General features: G+C 67.3%; 15 protein-coding genes. 7 read left to right on the top strand and 8 right to left on the bottom strand.

The window, feature by feature from the left end; genetic code table 11:
- Positions 1 to 15: 15 nt before the first annotated feature.
- Complete coding sequence (gene radA / locus ACFQZZ_RS10080; protein WP_378677253.1) at positions 16 to 1,422, bottom strand: DNA repair protein RadA; 1,407 nt, start codon at positions 1,420 to 1,422, stop codon at positions 16 to 18.
- A 113-nt stretch (positions 1,423 to 1,535) separates the two neighbouring features.
- Positions 1,536 to 2,198: a hypothetical protein gene (locus ACFQZZ_RS10075; protein WP_378677250.1), complete on the bottom strand. Its 663-nt coding sequence runs from the start codon at positions 2,196 to 2,198 to the stop codon at positions 1,536 to 1,538.
- Positions 2,199 to 2,661: 463 nt separating this feature from the next.
- Here ACFQZZ_RS10075 and carD point away from each other — a divergent pair, with 463 nt between their 5' ends.
- From carD to ACFQZZ_RS10045, 6 genes are all read left to right on the top strand, one after another.
- On the top strand, positions 2,662 to 3,150 hold the full coding sequence (gene carD, locus ACFQZZ_RS10070; protein WP_011206964.1) for an RNA polymerase-binding transcription factor CarD: 489 nt from the start codon (positions 2,662 to 2,664) through the stop codon (positions 3,148 to 3,150).
- 2 nt (positions 3,151 to 3,152) lie between these two features.
- Positions 3,153 to 3,851, top strand: coding sequence for a 2-C-methyl-D-erythritol 4-phosphate cytidylyltransferase (gene ispD, locus ACFQZZ_RS10065; RefSeq protein WP_378677248.1), 699 nt, complete (start codon positions 3,153 to 3,155; stop codon positions 3,849 to 3,851).
- 2 nt (positions 3,852 to 3,853) lie between these two features.
- Positions 3,854 to 4,321 carry a 2-C-methyl-D-erythritol 2,4-cyclodiphosphate synthase gene (ispF, locus tag ACFQZZ_RS10060; RefSeq protein WP_378677246.1) on the top strand — a complete coding sequence of 156 codons (468 nt, stop codon included), beginning with the start codon at positions 3,854 to 3,856 and terminating at the stop codon, positions 4,319 to 4,321.
- 66 nt (positions 4,322 to 4,387) lie between these two features.
- Positions 4,388 to 5,815 carry a cysteine--tRNA ligase gene (gene cysS / locus ACFQZZ_RS10055; protein WP_378677243.1) on the top strand — a complete coding sequence of 476 codons (1,428 nt, stop codon included), beginning with the start codon at positions 4,388 to 4,390 and terminating at the stop codon, positions 5,813 to 5,815.
- Positions 5,815 to 6,795: a 23S rRNA (guanosine(2251)-2'-O)-methyltransferase RlmB gene (gene rlmB, locus ACFQZZ_RS10050; protein WP_378677241.1), complete on the top strand. Its 981-nt coding sequence runs from the start codon at positions 5,815 to 5,817 to the stop codon at positions 6,793 to 6,795. Before cysS ends, rlmB begins: the two co-directional genes overlap by 1 nt.
- 78 nt (positions 6,796 to 6,873) lie before the next feature.
- Positions 6,874 to 7,152 (top strand): DUF4190 domain-containing protein, encoded by a 279-nt coding sequence (locus tag ACFQZZ_RS10045; protein WP_378677239.1) that lies wholly within the window; start codon positions 6,874 to 6,876, stop codon positions 7,150 to 7,152.
- A gap of 10 nt (positions 7,153 to 7,162) precedes the next feature.
- Here ACFQZZ_RS10045 and ACFQZZ_RS10040 read toward each other — a convergent pair whose 3' ends face one another.
- Positions 7,163 to 7,972: an enoyl-CoA hydratase/isomerase family protein gene (locus ACFQZZ_RS10040; protein WP_378677237.1), complete on the bottom strand. Its 810-nt coding sequence runs from the start codon at positions 7,970 to 7,972 to the stop codon at positions 7,163 to 7,165.
- Positions 7,973 to 8,310: 338 nt separating this feature from the next.
- Positions 8,311 to 9,486, bottom strand: a complete 1,176-nt coding sequence (locus ACFQZZ_RS10035; RefSeq protein WP_378677235.1) for an acyl-CoA dehydrogenase family protein — start codon at positions 9,484 to 9,486, stop codon at positions 8,311 to 8,313.
- Positions 9,487 to 9,575: 89 nt separating this feature from the next.
- Here ACFQZZ_RS10035 and ACFQZZ_RS10030 point away from each other — a divergent pair, with 89 nt between their 5' ends.
- On the top strand, positions 9,576 to 9,752 hold the full coding sequence (locus ACFQZZ_RS10030) for a hypothetical protein (protein WP_378677234.1): 177 nt from the start codon (positions 9,576 to 9,578) through the stop codon (positions 9,750 to 9,752).
- 40 nt (positions 9,753 to 9,792) lie between these two features.
- Here ACFQZZ_RS10030 and ACFQZZ_RS10025 read toward each other — a convergent pair whose 3' ends face one another.
- From ACFQZZ_RS10025 to otsB, 4 genes are all read right to left on the bottom strand, one after another.
- Positions 9,793 to 10,629 carry a metal ABC transporter permease gene (locus ACFQZZ_RS10025; RefSeq protein WP_378678330.1) on the bottom strand — a complete coding sequence of 279 codons (837 nt, stop codon included), beginning with the start codon at positions 10,627 to 10,629 and terminating at the stop codon, positions 9,793 to 9,795.
- 29 nt (positions 10,630 to 10,658) lie between these two features.
- Positions 10,659 to 11,699, bottom strand: a complete 1,041-nt coding sequence (locus tag ACFQZZ_RS10020; RefSeq protein WP_378677233.1) for a metal ABC transporter ATP-binding protein — start codon at positions 11,697 to 11,699, stop codon at positions 10,659 to 10,661.
- A complete protein-coding gene (locus ACFQZZ_RS10015; protein ID WP_378677231.1) occupies positions 11,654 to 12,535 on the bottom strand; it encodes a metal ABC transporter solute-binding protein, Zn/Mn family in 882 nt (293 codons plus the stop codon). The genes ACFQZZ_RS10020 and ACFQZZ_RS10015 overlap by 46 nt, the downstream gene beginning before the upstream one ends.
- A gap of 298 nt (positions 12,536 to 12,833) precedes the next feature.
- Entirely contained in the window at positions 12,834 to 15,404 is a 2,571-nt protein-coding gene (gene otsB, locus ACFQZZ_RS10010) for a trehalose-phosphatase (RefSeq protein WP_378677228.1), read from the bottom strand.
- Positions 15,405 to 15,407 lie beyond the last annotated feature (3 nt).

The raw sequence follows: 15,407 nt of genomic DNA, 5'->3' as shown, positions 1-15,407 counted from the left end.
TGATGAACGGTCTGATCAGAAGTCTGGGACCTTTTCGGCAGCGGCTTTGCGTGGCTTACGCAGGCTGGCGAGGCGGATGGCCGATCTCAGGTCGGTGACTTCGTGGACTTTCATGCCGCTCTTCGATCGCTCCAACCCGGGCGGGACGAGGGCGGTGGTGAAGCCGAGCCTTTCGGCCTCGGCCAGCCTGCGCGCGAGTCCGGTTACCTTGCGGACTTCGCCTGCCAGGCCGACCTCCCCGAGGATCACCCAGCCAGGTGGTAGCGCGATGTCGGATTCGGCGCTGGCGATGGCCAGTGCGATGGCCAGGTCGGCGGCGGGCTCGAGCAGTCGCATGCCACCGACCGTCGCGGCGTACACGTCGTGCTTGCCGAGGAACACCCGACCGCGGCTCTGCAGTACGGCAAGGACCATCGCGACCCGGTTGTAGTCGAGTCCGCTGACCGCCCGACGTGGCTGCGGAATCTCGGTGTTCACGGTGAGGCCCTGTACCTCGGCGACCAGCGGTCGTTTGCCGTCCATAGCCACCGTGACCGCGGTTCCGGGCACCGAATCCGTGCGGTGATGCAGAAACAGCCCCGACGGGTCGGTGACGCAGGCGATGCCGTCGTCGTGCAGTTCGAAGCAGCCCACCTCGTCGGCGCCGCCGAATCGGTTCTTGATTCCGCGCACCATGCGCAGCGTGGAGTTCTTGTCGCCCTCGAACTGCAGCACGACGTCCACCAGGTGTTCCAGGGTGCGCGGGCCCGCGATGTTGCCGTCCTTGGTGACGTGCCCGACCAGCAGCACCGCGATTCCACTGGCCTTGGCCAGCGAGGTCAGCGCGGACGCGACCGCGCGCACCTGGGTGACGCCGCCGATGGTCCCGTCCACGTCGGGGGCGAGCATGGTCTGTACCGAGTCGACGACAAGTAGCGACGGACGCACCTGCTCGACATGCCCGAGCACCACCGAAAGATCCGACTCCGCCGCGAGATACACCCGTTCGTGCACCGCGCCGGTCCGGTCGGCGCGCAGCCGGACCTGACCCGCCGACTCCTCCGCGGTGACATACAACGACTTCTCCTCGCGCTGATTCGCCCACCGATGGGCGACCTCGAGCAGCAGCGTCGACTTGCCGACTCCCGGCTCACCGGAGAGCAGCACGACCGATCCGGGAACGATGCCGCCGCCGAGCACGCGATCGAGTTCCTCGACGCCGGTCGGCCTGGCCTGTGTCACCTTCGAATCGATCTGAGAGATCGGCGCCGCGGCGGTGCTCGGCAGCATCGCCCGGCGCCCGGCGGGTGCGCCCGCGCCGCCCGCCGACGCGGCTATCTCGTTCACCGTGCCCCATGCGCCGCAGTCAGGGCACTTGCCCACCCACTTGGCGACCTCGTGCCTGCAGGCCGAGCACTGGAAGATCGACTTGGTCTTTGCCACAGGCGCACCTTACGGACCACGTCCGACAACCGGGCCTGACAGAAAAGGAAAACGGCCGCCGCGCAATGCGCGACAGCCGTATTCACCCCGCGCGACGGCGGGTCACAACTGGCTCAGTGTCCGCCCTTGGCGGGCTCGCCCGGGCCGGACTTGTCGGACTCGAGTCGCTCGGTCGCGGTACCGGCATCGACAGGTACCTGGACCTGAATGGTGCCGTTCTGCTTGAAGTTGAACTTCACGGAGTAGGTGAGGCCAGGGGTGATGTTCCTGGTCAGACCGCTGATCTCGATGGTCGCGGGCTTGGCGGCCGGGTCGATGGACGGCTTGTCGCCAGCAGCGGGCGCGCCGTGCCCGGTGGTCGGCGCCGCGCCGTGGGCGTCGGGCTTGGCGGCGACGGTGGACGGTCCCGCGACGACGGTCTGCTGCGGTGCGATCTCGAACTTCGCGTCGCCCGCGGGCCCGCTGACCTTCACGGGACCGAGTTCGGTGGTGACGCTGGTGAGCTCGTCCGGGACCGACTCGCTGTTGTTGATGATCGACAGCGCGATCAGCGCCTTGGCGCCCTGGACGTTGGTGTAGCCCTCGCCCGGGTACACGATGTGCACGTTGCGCAGCGAGATCTTGTTGATGTCGGCCTGGTTGCCGTTCACGGCGGCGACCTGCTCCGCGGTCTGCGCGATCTGGCCCGCACTACAGCCGGACAGTGCGAGCGCCGCTCCGGCAGCGAGTGCGGCAACTGTCGCCATGCGACGTCGCGCCCCCTTCGAGGCGGTCACAGCTTTCAGGGCAGTCACGGGTTGTCCCTCCATGTCGACCGGGCACACTCCGCTAGGGAGAGTAGTAACTAGGGAGCGTAGTAGTTGGCTCGACAGCGCGGGCGCGGGGGCTCGCGACTCGCGGGTGGTTGGTAACAGTTCGATCGAATGTCAGGGTCCGTAGCGACTGATTGCAGGTCGCTCGAGAGGGTCCGTGCGACTGCTTGCAGGTCGCTCGAGAGGGTCCGTGCGACTGATTGCGGGTCGCTCGAAAACGTCGAGTTGCGGGCGTGCTGCTGGCCGCGCCGATCGGCCGACGTGGAAACCGTGCCGGTCGATAACTCGTTCTGGCACAACGTAATGCACACCAGGTGGGTTCTGTCAACCCCCGCGATACGCTCGTTGTGGCCCTGACCTGCACAGTTGATCGCGCCGTTACCGAGTCGCATGTTAAACTGTGAACATCGAAAGGGGCACGGGACACATGATTTTTAAGGTCGGAGACACCGTCGTTTACCCCCACCACGGAGCGGCGCTGATCGAAGCTATCGAGACTCGCACCATCAAGGGTGAGCAAAAAGAGTATCTGGTCCTGAAGGTCGCCCAAGGTGACCTGACTGTGCGCGTTCCCGCAGAGAACGCCGAATATGTCGGCGTGCGAGACGTAGTTGGCCAGGAGGGTCTCGACCGAGTCTTCCAGGTGCTGCGGGCGCCGCACACCGAAGAACCGACTAACTGGTCTCGCCGCTACAAGGCCAACCTGGAGAAGCTCGCCTCCGGCGATGTGAACAAGGTTGCCGAGGTCGTCCGCGACCTGTGGCGTCGTGAGCAGGATCGCGGTCTGTCCGCAGGTGAGAAGCGCATGCTGGCCAAGGCTCGTCAGATCCTTGTCGGTGAACTTGCGCTTGCCGAGGGCACCGATGACGGCAAGGCCGAGACGCTGCTCGATGAGGTTCTCGCAGCGGCTTCCTGACCGTGAATGATCTACACAGCGGCGGTTCCGTCGTTGCGTTGGTACCTGCCGCCGGCCGTGGCGTGCGCTTGGGTGAATCCACGCCCAAGGCGTTCGTCGCGGTCGGCGGCATACCCATGGTCCGGCTAGCTGTCGACGGCCTGATCGCCTCCGGGGCGGTCGACCGCGTCGTGGTCATGGTCCCTGCCGAATTCGTGGAGAGCGCCGTCGCCCTGCTGCCTCCCTCGGACTCGGTACGGGTGGTCATCGGCGGCGCCGAGCGCACCGACTCGGTGCGCGCCGGCATCGGCGCGGCACCGGATGCCTCCTACTTCCTTGTCCACGATGCCGCTCGAGCCTTGACCCCGCCCGACCTGATCGCACGAGTGGCCGCGGAGTTGCGCGCGGGCCACCGTGCGGTGGTCCCCGCGCTGCCCGTCGTCGACACCATCAAGTCCGTCGACTCGCACGGCACAGTGACGGGCACCCCCGACCGCGCGGGCTTGCGCGCCATCCAGACCCCGCAGGGATTCGCGGCGGATCTGTTGCGCGCTGCCTACGCGACCGATGTGCAGGCCACCGACGACGCCGGGCTGGTCGAATTGCTCGGCACCCAGGTGCGCACGATTCCCGGAGACCCCTTGGCTTTCAAGATCACCACTCCACTCGATCTCCTACTCGCCAAAGCCGTGCTGGACAGCATGAACGCGAGGACCTCGTGACCATGCGTGTCGGCATAGGCAGCGATGTGCACCCGATCGAACCCGGCCGCCCATGCTGGATGGCCGGACTGCTCTTCGACGGCGACGACGGCTGCGCCGGACACTCCGACGGTGATGTCGCGGCGCACGCGCTGTGCGACGCGTTGCTCTCGGCGGCCGGGCTCGGCGATGTGGGAGCGGTATTCGGGACCGGCAGGCCGGAGTGGGAAGGCGTTTCCGGCGCAGCGATGCTCGAGGAGGTGCGCAGGCTGTTGGACGAAGCCGGCTTCGGCATCGTCAATGCGGCGGTGCAGGTCATCGGCAACCGACCCAAGATCGGTCCCCGCCGCGCCGAGGCGCAACAGGTGCTCGGCAAACTCCTCGACGCACCGGTCTCCGTCTCCGGAACAACCACGGACGGACTGGGTCTCACGGGTCGCGGCGAGGGTGTCGCGGCAGTGGCTACCGCGTTGCTGGAGACGCGGGTATAGCATCCGGCCGGTCACACCCCGAGCCGGGCCATGAACCAGCAGGTACACCAGCTAGTATCGACGGTCGTGACTCTGCGCCTCTTTGACACCGACACGCGGACCGTGCGCGATTTCGCGCCACTAGTCCCCGGCCGTGCTTCGGTGTATCTGTGTGGCGCCACCGTTCAGGGTGAACCGCACATCGGCCATGTGCGCAGCGGAGTCGCGTTCGATGTGCTGCGGCGCTGGCTGCTGGCACACGATTACGACGTCTGGTTCATCAGGAATGTCACCGATATCGAGGACAAAATCCTGACCAAGGCAAGCCAAGCCGACCGGCCGTGGTGGGAATGGGCCTCGACCTATGAGCGAGCCTTCGACCGCGCATACTGCCTGCTCGGTGTGCTGCCGCCGTCGGCGGAGCCACGAGCCACCGGTCACATCACGCAGATGGTCGACCTGATGGCGCGGCTCATCGAGCGCGGGCACGCCTACGCCTCGGAGGGCAACGTCTACTTCGACGTGCTCAGCTATCCGGACTACGGCAAGCTGTCGGGCCATCGGCTCGACGACGTGCACCAGGGCGAGAGCCTCGGCCACGGCAAGCGCGACGCGCGTGACTTCACGCTGTGGAAGGCGGCCAAGCCGGGTGAGCCGTCCTGGCCGTCACCGTGGGGACCCGGCCGCCCCGGCTGGCATCTGGAATGCTCCGCGATGGCTGAGTTCTATCTCGGCCCCGAGTTCGATATCCACTGCGGCGGTATGGATCTGGTTTTCCCGCACCACGAGAACGAGATCGCCCAGTCCAAGGCCGCCGGTGACGGTTTCGCGCGCTACTGGCTGCACAACGGCTGGGTGACCATGGGCGGCGAGAAGATGTCCAAGTCGCTCGGCAATGTGCTCTCGGTGCCGAATGTGCTCAAACAGGTTCGGGCCGTGGAACTTCGGTTCTATCTCGGCAGCGCGCACTACCGTTCGATGCTGGAGTACTCGGACAAGGCGCTGCACGACGCCGCGCAGTCCTATCAGCGCATCGAGGCATTCGTCCATCGCGTCGTGGAGCGGGCGGGTGAGATCCCGGTCGGGAAGTGGACCGACGCGTTCGCCGCGGCCATCGACGACGACCTCGCCGTACCGAAGGCACTCGCCGAGGTCCACTCCGTGGTCCACGAGGGCAATAAGGCACTCGAGGCGGGCTCGATCGATACCGCTCGGGATCTGGCCGGACAGTTGCGCGCGATGCTCGGCATTCTCGGGGTCGACCCGCTCGACCCGCACTGGTTCACCCCAGAGGACAACTCGTCCGCACTCGACGCGCTGGACGTGCTGGTGCGTGCGGAACTCGAGCGTCGCCAGCAGGCGCGCGCGGACAAGGATTGGGCGAGCGCCGATGCGGCGCGGGACCGGTTGCAAGCCGCCGGAATCGAAGTGACAGACACCCCGAACGGTCCGGAATGGTCGCTGGCCGCTACAACATCATCGCCTGGCGCGATGCAGAGTGGAAAGGCGAACTGATGGCAGGCAACTCGCAGCGTCGAGGCGCAATTCGTAAGGGCGGCACCAAGAAGGGCGCCGTTGTCGGCTCCGGAGGTCAGCGACGCCGCGGCCTCGAAGGGCGTGGCGCGACGCCACCCGCCGTCGAGCGGACAAAGCATCCTGCGGCCAAGCGGGCCGCGGCCAAGGCGAAAGCCGAGGCGAAGGGGCGGCCGGGCCCACGCGGTGCGGCGGGTCGCGCGGCAGGCCGCAAGAGCGACGACGCTCCGGAGATGGTGCTCGGGCGCAACCCGGTCGTCGAATGCCTGCGCGCCGGCGTCCCCGCGACGGCGCTGTACGTCGCGGTCGGCACCGAGAACGACGAACGGCTGTCCGAGAGCGTGCAGATCGCTGCCGACGCCGGCATCTCCATCCTGGAGGTGCCGCGCACCGATCTGGATCGGCTGAGCGCCAACGGATTGCATCAGGGCGTCGGGCTCCAGGTGCCGCCGTACCGGTACTCGCACCCGGACGATCTGATCGCCAGGGTCCGGGACTCGGCGGAGCCCGCCCTGCTGGTGGCGCTGGACAACATCACCGATCCGCGCAACCTCGGTGCCGTGATCCGCTCGGTGGCGGCGTTCGGCGGGCAGGGTGTACTGATCCCGCAGCGCCGCAGTGCGAGCGTTTCCGCGGTTGCCTGGCGCACCAGTGCAGGCGCCGCGGCCAGGCTGCCCGTCGCCCGCGCAACGAACCTGACTCGCACACTGAAGGATTGGGCCGCTCAGGGCTTCCAGATCGTCGGCCTCGACGCGGGCGGCGACACCACCCTCGACGATTTCGACGGCCGCGAGCCGACCGTCATCGTGGTCGGCTCGGAAGGCAAGGGCCTTTCGCGTCTGGTTCGCGAGACCTGCGACTCGATCCTCGGCATCCCGATGTCGGGCCCGGTGGAATCGCTGAACGCCTCCGTCGCGGCGGGCGTGGTGCTCTCCGAGATCGCCCGCCAGCGCCGCGCCTGAGCGACGCCGTCAAACGGTCCGGCAACTCGGGCACGCCATTGAGCGGCAAAGTGGCTCTCGCCCCGTAGAATTCGGGCGGTGGTGATACCCAACCAGCCCATCGGCCAGCCGGTCGAACATCCGAACGCGACGGCTGTGTTGTTCCTGGGCGCGGCGAGTCTGATCTGCTGTGGCCTCCTGGGGCCTGTGGCCTGGGCGCTCGGCAAGCGCGCGCTCGATCAGATCGAGGAATCCGGCGGCGCCTTCGGTGGCCGTGCTCAGGTGATGGTCGGGTACATCCTCGGCATCATCGGCACGATCCTGATGATCTGCTGGGCCGTGCTCTTCCTGTTGATCATGATCAACGGCAACGCGTAGGCGTCAGGCGTCAATCGAGGCTTGGGCGGTTGGCCTCGCCCTTGCTGTCCCACGCGGGCCATTCCTCGCTGATGCTGCCGGTCCAGTTGGGCTGTCTGCGATCACGGAACGCCGCCATCGCCTCGCCGCCGTCGATGCTCTTGGCGACGTGCTCGTTCAGGTCGCCCTCCAGCTGCCCGACCATGGTCGGGCTCATCCCGAGCCCCTCCCACAGCAGTCGCTTGGACAACGCCACCGGCAGCGGCGCCGACCCGTTTGCGATATCGTGCGCGATCGCCAGCGCGGTCGGCACCACCTCGCCCGCGGGCAGGCAGCCGTTGGCCAGGCCCATCGCCTTGGCTTCGTCGCCGTCGAAGGTCCGGCCCGTCAGCATGATGTCCGCGGCATTGGCCATGCCGACCAGACGCGGCAGCGTCCAGTGCGCGTAGCCGTCGGCGAGCACGCCACGGCGTACCTGGTTGAGGCCGTATACCGCGTCCTGTGCCATGTACCGCAGATCGCATTGCAGCGCCAGCGCTAGCCCGATGCCGACCGCGTGGCCGTTCACCGCGGCGATCACCGGTTTGCGCACTCGCCACGGCGGCGGGTCGATGGTCGCACTGACATCACCGACCCGGTTGGACAGGTCCGCACCCGCGCAGAACGCGGGCGGCGTGCCAGTGATGACGACCGCGCGTATCGCGTCCTCGGCATCGCAGCGCTCGAGCGCGGCACTGAGTTCGGCAGCCATCGCCGGGGTGACGGCGTTCTGCTGAGCGGGTCGATTGAGCGTGAGCACCGCGATGCCCGCTGAGACATCGACGAGCAGTTCCGGACTCATGCCACTGGATGTTAGTGGAGTTTGTTTGGCGGCGGGCTGTGTCTTTTGGCGGTGCCTTCGGCACCGCGTGTTCGCGGCCCCCTTGGTCTCGCTTCCGAGCGGGCGAGACTCGCGCCTGCGGCGCATGCGCTTCGCCCACTCGGAAGCGAGACGGGCCGCGAACTCTAGGGCTCGGTCTCGCTTCGCTCGGAAGACGATGTCGTGGCGAGGGGTGCGTCGGTGGTTATCTCGCGACTTTGTTGGATGCGCTTGTGTCGCGAGTGGTCGTGAACGTCGCTCTACGACTCGCTCTGTGGTGGTCGAGTACGCGGCTGAGATGCTGCCCCTGCCTGCGACTCTCAGCTGCTGCGCAAGACCTTGCGGCCGATGGCGTACTTGTGGACCTCGGTGGGGCCGTCGTAGAGGCGGAAGGCACGCATGTCGCGGAAGATCATTTCGACGACTGTCTCGTCGCTGATGCCGATGCCGCCGAGTACCTGCACGCAGCGGTCGGTGACCTTGAACAGCTCCTCGGAGACGAAGGCCTTGGCGATCGAGCTTTCGTGCCGCGCCTTTTCGCCCTGGTCCATCAGCCAGCAGGCGTGCCAGATGGTCAGGCGGCATTGGTGCAGCGCGATCTCGTTGTCCGCCAACATGAACGACACGCCCTCGTGCTCGCCGATCGGCTTGCCGAAGGCGGTGCGGGTTTTGGCGTAGTCGACCGCGATGCTCTGCGCCCGCTCGGCCGCGCCGAGCCAGCGCATGCAGTGGGTGAGCCGGGCCGGGGCCAGCCGCAGTTGGGCGTAGCGCAGTGCCTGGCCGGTCTCACCGAGCAGCGCCGACTTGGGCAGGGTGAGGTTGTCGAAGCGGACGACGCCGTGCCCGCCGACGTAGTTGCGGTCCATCGTGTTCATGGTGCGTTCGATGACGATGCCGGGCTGGTCACCGTCGGTCAGGAATAGCGTCGGGCCCTCCGGAACGTGCGGGTTCGGCGCGACCTTGGCCATGATGATCCAGGTCTTGGCGCCGTCCGCGCCGGTGATCAGCCACTTGCGGCCGTTGATGGTGAAGTTCTCGCCGTCGAAGGTCGCCGTGGTGGCCAGTTGGCCCGGGTCGGAGCCCGCACCATCGGGTTCGGTCATCGCGAAGACGGTGCGCTGGTGTCCGGCGACGGCCGGGGCGAGGTGGCGTTCGACCTGCTCCGGGTTGGCGATCTTGGAAAGCAGGAACATATTGCCCTCGTCGGGCGCGGCACAGTTCATGGCGACCGGGCCGAGGGTGGACCAGCCCGCCGCCTCGTAGATCACGGCCTGCTCGATGTGTGTCAGGCCGCGCCCGCCGAGGGCCTCCGGGGCCTGGATGGTCAGCAGCTTTTCGGCGCGAGCCAGTTCGACGAGTTCCTGCCGGAGCTCATCGGTGGGTCCGTGCGAGGTCAGCCGAGGGTCGCGCTCGTAGGGGACGATCTTGTCGATGACGAACTGCCGGACCCGGTCGCGTTCGGCGGCGAGTTCGGCGGGAATCGTGAAGTCGATCATCGTTGGTCACCAATCGTTCGGGGGCGCGTCCGTCGAGCATACGAAACCCGCACCCCACTACTGAAGGCACCCGCCCTCAGCTCTCTCCGATGCTCGCCAACGGATTGGTCGATGAACCGCACCCGATGGTCGGGGCCGCGCCGCTCGGCGCTGGGACGCCGATCTTTCGGGAGAACTCCCCGGCGCTGCACCTCATCGATACTCGGACCTTCGATGGCTCCGACAACGTTCTGCATCGCTACCGGGTCGAGCGGCCCGCCTCGTGAATTGATCGGCGTTCGGCCGCGCGTCGGGCGCCAGGCCCGCTCAGTGGACGCGGGCGACCTGGCGGCGCCGTGGTCCGACGATGCGGCAGATCAGGTAGATCAGGAACGAGATGGTCGTGACGAAGGTCGACACCGGGACGCCGGGCGCAAGCGACAAAAGAATGCCGCCGACAGCGGCGATTTCGGCGAACACCACGGCAAGCACGGTGGCGCGCACCGGATTCGCGGTCAGCTGCGCCGCCGCGGCCGCCGGTGTGATCAGCAGCGCGAGCACCAGTAGGGCGCCGACGATCTGCACGCCGAACGCGGCCGTGATGCCGAGCATCACGGCGAACACCACCGAAAGCGCCCGCACCGGTACGCCACGGGCCAGTGCGACCTCCGGATCGGAGCTGGCGAACAGCAGCGGCCGATAGACCATGGCCAGCACGGCGAGCACCAGCACGGTGCAGGTCGCCAGCAGCGCGAGACCGTTGTAGCCGACGCTGACCACCTGACCCGTCAGCAGGGAGAACTTCGATCCGGCCCGTTCTGGACCGAGCCAGAGGAACAGCACCGAGAGCCCGAGCCCGAACGACAGCACCACCGCGATCACCGAATCGCGTTCCCGTGCTTTGGTTCCGAGCACGCCGAACAGCACCGCCGCCACTACCGAGCCGACGATCGCGCCGAGGCCGACCCCGATTCCGGCGAGCAGCGCGGCGGCCGCACCGGTCAGCGACAGTTCGCTGGTGCCGTGCACCGCGAACGACATCTGCCTGCTGATGATCAGCGGGCCGATGGCGCCCGCCAGCAGCCCGAGCAGCGCCGCGGCCAGCACGGCCTGCTGGACGAAGGAGTAGGAGATCAGGTTGGCGGTGGTGGAGAAGTCGAACATCTTCGACAGCACGCCCGAGAGCTTGTCGATCACGAACGAACCCCGCTCGACTCGATCTGGGTTTCGGAAAGCGGTGTGCCGTGGCAATGTTGGGCGCCTGCCGCGCCGAGCGCGTCCATGGTGTCGCCGGTGCCGATGACGACCAGCCTGCCGCGCACCCGCAGCACATCGACCTCGGTCTGATACAGCTCCGACAACACCGCCGAGGTCATCACCTCGTCCGGAGTGCCGATCCGGAACTTACCGTCGACCAGGTAAAGCACCCGATCCACCAGCGGCAGAATCGGATTGATCTCGTGCGTCACGAACAGCACCGCGGTGTCGTGGGTGCGCCTGCGCCGATCGATCAGCTCGGACACCAGCCGCTGATTGGCCAGGTCCAGGCTGAGCAACGGCTCGTCGCAGAGCAAAACCTTGGGATCGCCGACCAGCGCCTGCGCGACCCGCAGCCGCTGCTGTTCGCCGCCGGACATGGATTCCAATGGCGCGTAAGCGAATTTCTCGGCGCCTACATCGGCGATGGCGGCCGCGACCTTGCGCTTGCGCTCCGCACGACCGCGCAGTCCGAGCCCCCAGCGGTGCCCGTCGACGCCGAGCCCGACCAGGTCGACACCGCGAAGTTGGACACCGGCATCGATGGTCTTCTGTTGCGGCACATAGCCGATACCGGGATTGCCCGCCCGCGCGGGCGCGCCCGCGACTTCGGCGGTTCCCGAGTCGAGGGCGAGCTGGCCGAGCAGCACCTTCAGCAGTGAGGTCTTGCCGGATCCGTTCGGACCGAGAACCGCGACGAATTCGCCGGGCTGGACGTCGAGATCCAGTCCTCGCCACAGCGTGCGGTCGCCGAACGACAGCCTGGCGGCATCGAGATGGACGGCGGCCGAACCGCTGTGCGTGCGCGATGGCAGCCGCTGTTCGACGGGTGCGGCGTTTTCGGTCAGCGCGGTTACCTCACTCGTGTCGGCTCGTCCCCGGCCCGCATCGGCTCGGTTCCCGGCCACATCGACCCGGCCTCCGGGCGGCATCAGCTCAGCGCCGCAGCGAGAGCCTGGGCGTTCTTCGTCTGCCACTGAATGTAATCCACTCCGTCAGGCAGGGTTTCGGTCACCTCGACAACGGGGATCGCAGCGGACTGTGCGATTCCGCGCAGGTCCTTGGTGATCTTGTCCTGGGTCTGGATGTTGTAGACCAGCGTGCGCACCTTTTTGCCGGTCAGCAGATCCTGGGTGGCGGCGACGGCGGCGGGCGCCGGATCGGTCTCCTGCTCGATCGCTTCCTGGAACTCGTGCGGGGTCAGATCCTCGGTGCCAGCGGCGACCAGCAGGTAGTGCGCGAGCGGTTCGCTCTGCAGCACCGGTGTTTTCGGATGCTCGGCGGCGATCTTGGTGGCGATCGCGGTGATCGCGCCGAGCTGGCTCTTGAATGCCGCGGCACGGTCGGCGTAGGCGGTGGCGTGAGCCGAGTCGATCTCGCCGAGCGCGGCGGCGATCCGATCGGCGACGGTGCCAGCGGTGCTCAGGTCATAGAAAACGTGTTCGTTCTCGTCGCTCTTGTCGGTGCGGGATTCGAAGGCGTCGACGGTGCGCTTGTCCTGGCCGGCCACGGCCTTCTCGATGAACTCGTCGTAGCCGCCGCCGTTGTAGACGACCAGATCCGCATCACTGATCGCGGCGGACTCCACGGCCGAGGTCTCGTGCGAATGCGGATCGGCCGACGGATCGCTGATGATGGAGGTCACGGTGGCGTCCGGCCCCGCGATGGTCGCTGCGATGCCGCCCCACACGTTGGTCGAAGCGACGACGTTCGGCTTATCGGAGTCCTTCGAGGCGCCGCAGGCGGTGAGGGCAAGGGCGCTGGCCACTCCCACGGTGATGCCTGCGAATTTCATGGCAATTCGTCTTCTCACGCGGGGGTACTCCTGGCGGCACTCTAGATCTCGCAGTGCTGTTCCGACCGACCTGCAAGTAGTCGCTAGCGGCAGTGCTCTAGATCATAATGGAAATCGTTACCGTTTTACTTTAGCAAGAAGACCGCAAGGACACGAGTCGGTGTTCCCTGCGTCACCCCGGACACAACACAGGCCCGCGAACAGGTGATTCGTTCGCGGGCCCGGCTGTGTGCTTTCGAGCGACCTGCAAGCAGTCGCTGGCGGTGTGCTTTCGAGCGACCTGCAAGCAGTCGCTGGCGGTGCTGTTTCGAAGCGGTTAGACGAGCGCCTCCACCGGCTTGCCGAGCAGCTGGGCGCAACGCAGCAGGCCGAGGTGGCTGTAGGCCTGCGGGTGGTTGCCGAGCGAGCGTTCGGCGACCGGGTCGTACTCCTCGCTGAGCAGGCCGGTCGGGCCCGCGACGTCGACCAGCTGAGCGAACAGCGCCTCGGCGTCGGAGCGCTTGCCGATCAGCAGGTACGCCTCGACCAGCCAGGCCGCGCACAGATGGAAACCGCCCTCGCCGCCGGGCAGGCCGTCGTCGTGGTGGTACCGGTACACCGTCGAGCCGCTGCGCAGCTCCGCCTCGGTGGCCACGACCGTTGCCGCGAACCGGGGGTCGGAGGGATCGATGAGCCCGCTGAGTCCGATGTGCAGCGTGGCCGCGTCCAGGTCGGTGCCGTCGTAGGCGGCGGTGTAGGACTGGACCTCTTCGTTCCAGCCCTTGGTCTTGACCTCGTCGGCGATGGCGTCGCGCAACACGACCCAGGCCGGATCGACCTGACGATCGAACTTCTGCCCCAGCGTGATCGCCCGATCGATGGTCAGCCAGCCCATCACCTTCGAATACACATGGTGGCGCGGATTGCCGCGGATCTCCCAGATGCCGTGGTCGGGTTCCTGCCAGCGCCGCCGCACCGCGGAAACCATGGCGTGCACCAGTTCCCAGTCGGCATCCGGCAGCGCGTCGGCGGGATCGGTGATGCCCTTGTGCTCGCGGCCGTGCGCCAGCGATGCGATGAGATCGACGATCGGACCGAAAACGTCCAGCTGCACCTGCATATTCGCGGCGTTGCCGACGCGCACCGGGCGTGAACCCGCGTAACCGGGCAACTGGTCGATCGATGCCTCTGGTGGCAGTGTCTCGCCGTACAGCGTGTACAGCGGGTGCAGACGCTCCGGGCCGGGCAGTGTCTCCAGCACCCGATGCACCCAGCCGAGGAATTCCTCCGCCTCGTGCAGCGAGCCGAGCGAAACCAGCGCCTGTGCGGTCAGCGAGGCATCGCGCAGCCAGCAGTACCGGTAGTCCCAGTTGCGTACGCCGCCGATGTCTTCCGGCAGCGAGGTGGTCGCGGCCGCCAGGATCGAGCCGGACGGCGAATGCACCAGGCCGCGCAAGGTGAGCGCCGAGCGCTTCATCAGATCCGGCTTCAGCGGCGGCAATTCGAGCTTCGCCGCCCACTTGGACCAGTAATCCTCTGCGTCCCTGCGCCGTTCGGGCTCGCTACTCATTGCGGGCGCGAGATCCTGTGTGCCGCAGCGCATTTCCAGCACAATCGGACCGTGCGACGGGTCGACGACGGCGCGCGCCGAGTTGTGCGTGCCGTCGGTCAGGATCTCCCATTCCACGCCGGGGGAGCGCAACACCATCGGGTCGTTGGTGCCGAGCACGCGCAGCCCGGTCGGCTCGCATTCGATGGTCACCGGCACCTGGCCGAATTCCGGCCGGGGCGCGAAGGTGACGACCGCCTTCGCGTCACCGGTGATGACTCGCGTCAGGTCGGTCCTGGTCGGCGCTACATCGTGGGGCAGGTAGTCGACCACTTGCAGGCTGGCCCAACGGGTTTCGACGGTCATGGTGCCGTCGTTGTAGCGCTGCGAGAGCGGCAGGCCGGGCCGTTCCGGCGCGATGGTGAAGTGTCCCGCTTCCGGTCCGCCGAGCAGGTGTGCGAACACCGCGGCCGAATCCGGTTCCGGATGGCAGAACCAGGTGACCGTCGCGTCCGGGGTCAGCAGCGCGACCGAGCGCGGACTGGCGAGCATGGTCAGGCGCTCGATGCGTGGTGCGCTCGCGCCGGCCAGCCAGGTGCGCCGCTCTTCGAGCAGGAAGGCCAGTGCCCAGGACACACACTCGGTGTTGTCCACCCGGAACTTGGCCAGGCTCGCGCCTTCGCCGACCTTGATGCCGACATCGGGGCCCGAGAGCATGCGGAAGGCATTCTCGTCGGTCACGTCGTCGCCGAAGAACACCGCGGCGGACGCGCCCTCCTGATGCCGAACGGTGTCGAGCGCGACGCCCTTGTCCGTCTGGATCACCGCGAGCTCGATGACCGACTTGCCCTCGGTCACCTGCACACCGACCCAGCACGCCGGGCCCTGTTTGACCTGTTTCAGCGCGCGGATACCGATCTCCGGGCTGGCATTGCGCACATGCAGCGCGACGCTGGCCGGCTTGGTCTCCACCGAGGCGCCAGGATTGTCCGCGGCGATCTGGGAAAGAGATGTCTGCACTTCCTGCAGCAGCTGTTTGGCGTCGTTATCGATGGCGTGCACGAAGCCGACATCGAATTCCGAGCCATGGCTACCGATGAGTTGTACTTCGACCGGGAGTCGAGATAATGCCGCGAGATCCCGCAACGCGCGGCCGGAAATCACGGCCGCGGTCGTTCCGGTGAGGCCGGCGAGCGCACGCAGGGCGCTCACCGATTCCCGGTGCGGAAAGGCCTTTGCCGGGTCGGACACGATGGGCGCGATTGTCCCGTCATAGTCCGAGGCGACCAAGAGCCGTGGCACGCGCGCAACCGTCGACAATGCACGGCGAAGTTCCAGTGGCAGATCCTGTGCGCTCACGCA

This window comes from Nocardia sp. GCM10030253 (assembly GCF_042675075.1).
GTDB lineage: Bacteria > Actinomycetota > Actinomycetes > Mycobacteriales > Mycobacteriaceae > Nocardia.
This window is presented reverse-complemented; position numbering and strand designations above follow the sequence as displayed.

Excerpts from the sequence above, each read along its gene's own strand:
- ACFQZZ_RS10030 (WP_378677234.1), top strand. The coding sequence starts at position 9,576 with ATGCTCGCCAACGGATTGGTCGATGAACCGCACCCGATGGTCGGGGCC.
- ACFQZZ_RS10035 (WP_378677235.1), bottom strand. The coding sequence starts at position 9,486 with ATGATCGACTTCACGATTCCCGCCGAACTCGCCGCCGAACGCGACCGG.
- ACFQZZ_RS10025 (WP_378678330.1), bottom strand. The coding sequence starts at position 10,629 with ATGTTCGACTTCTCCACCACCGCCAACCTGATCTCCTACTCCTTCGTC.
- ispF (WP_378677246.1), top strand. The coding sequence starts at position 3,854 with ATGCGTGTCGGCATAGGCAGCGATGTGCACCCGATCGAACCCGGCCGC.
- carD (WP_011206964.1), top strand. The coding sequence starts at position 2,662 with ATGATTTTTAAGGTCGGAGACACCGTCGTTTACCCCCACCACGGAGCG.
- rlmB (WP_378677241.1), top strand. The coding sequence starts at position 5,815 with ATGGCAGGCAACTCGCAGCGTCGAGGCGCAATTCGTAAGGGCGGCACC.
- ACFQZZ_RS10040 (WP_378677237.1), bottom strand. The coding sequence starts at position 7,972 with ATGAGTCCGGAACTGCTCGTCGATGTCTCAGCGGGCATCGCGGTGCTC.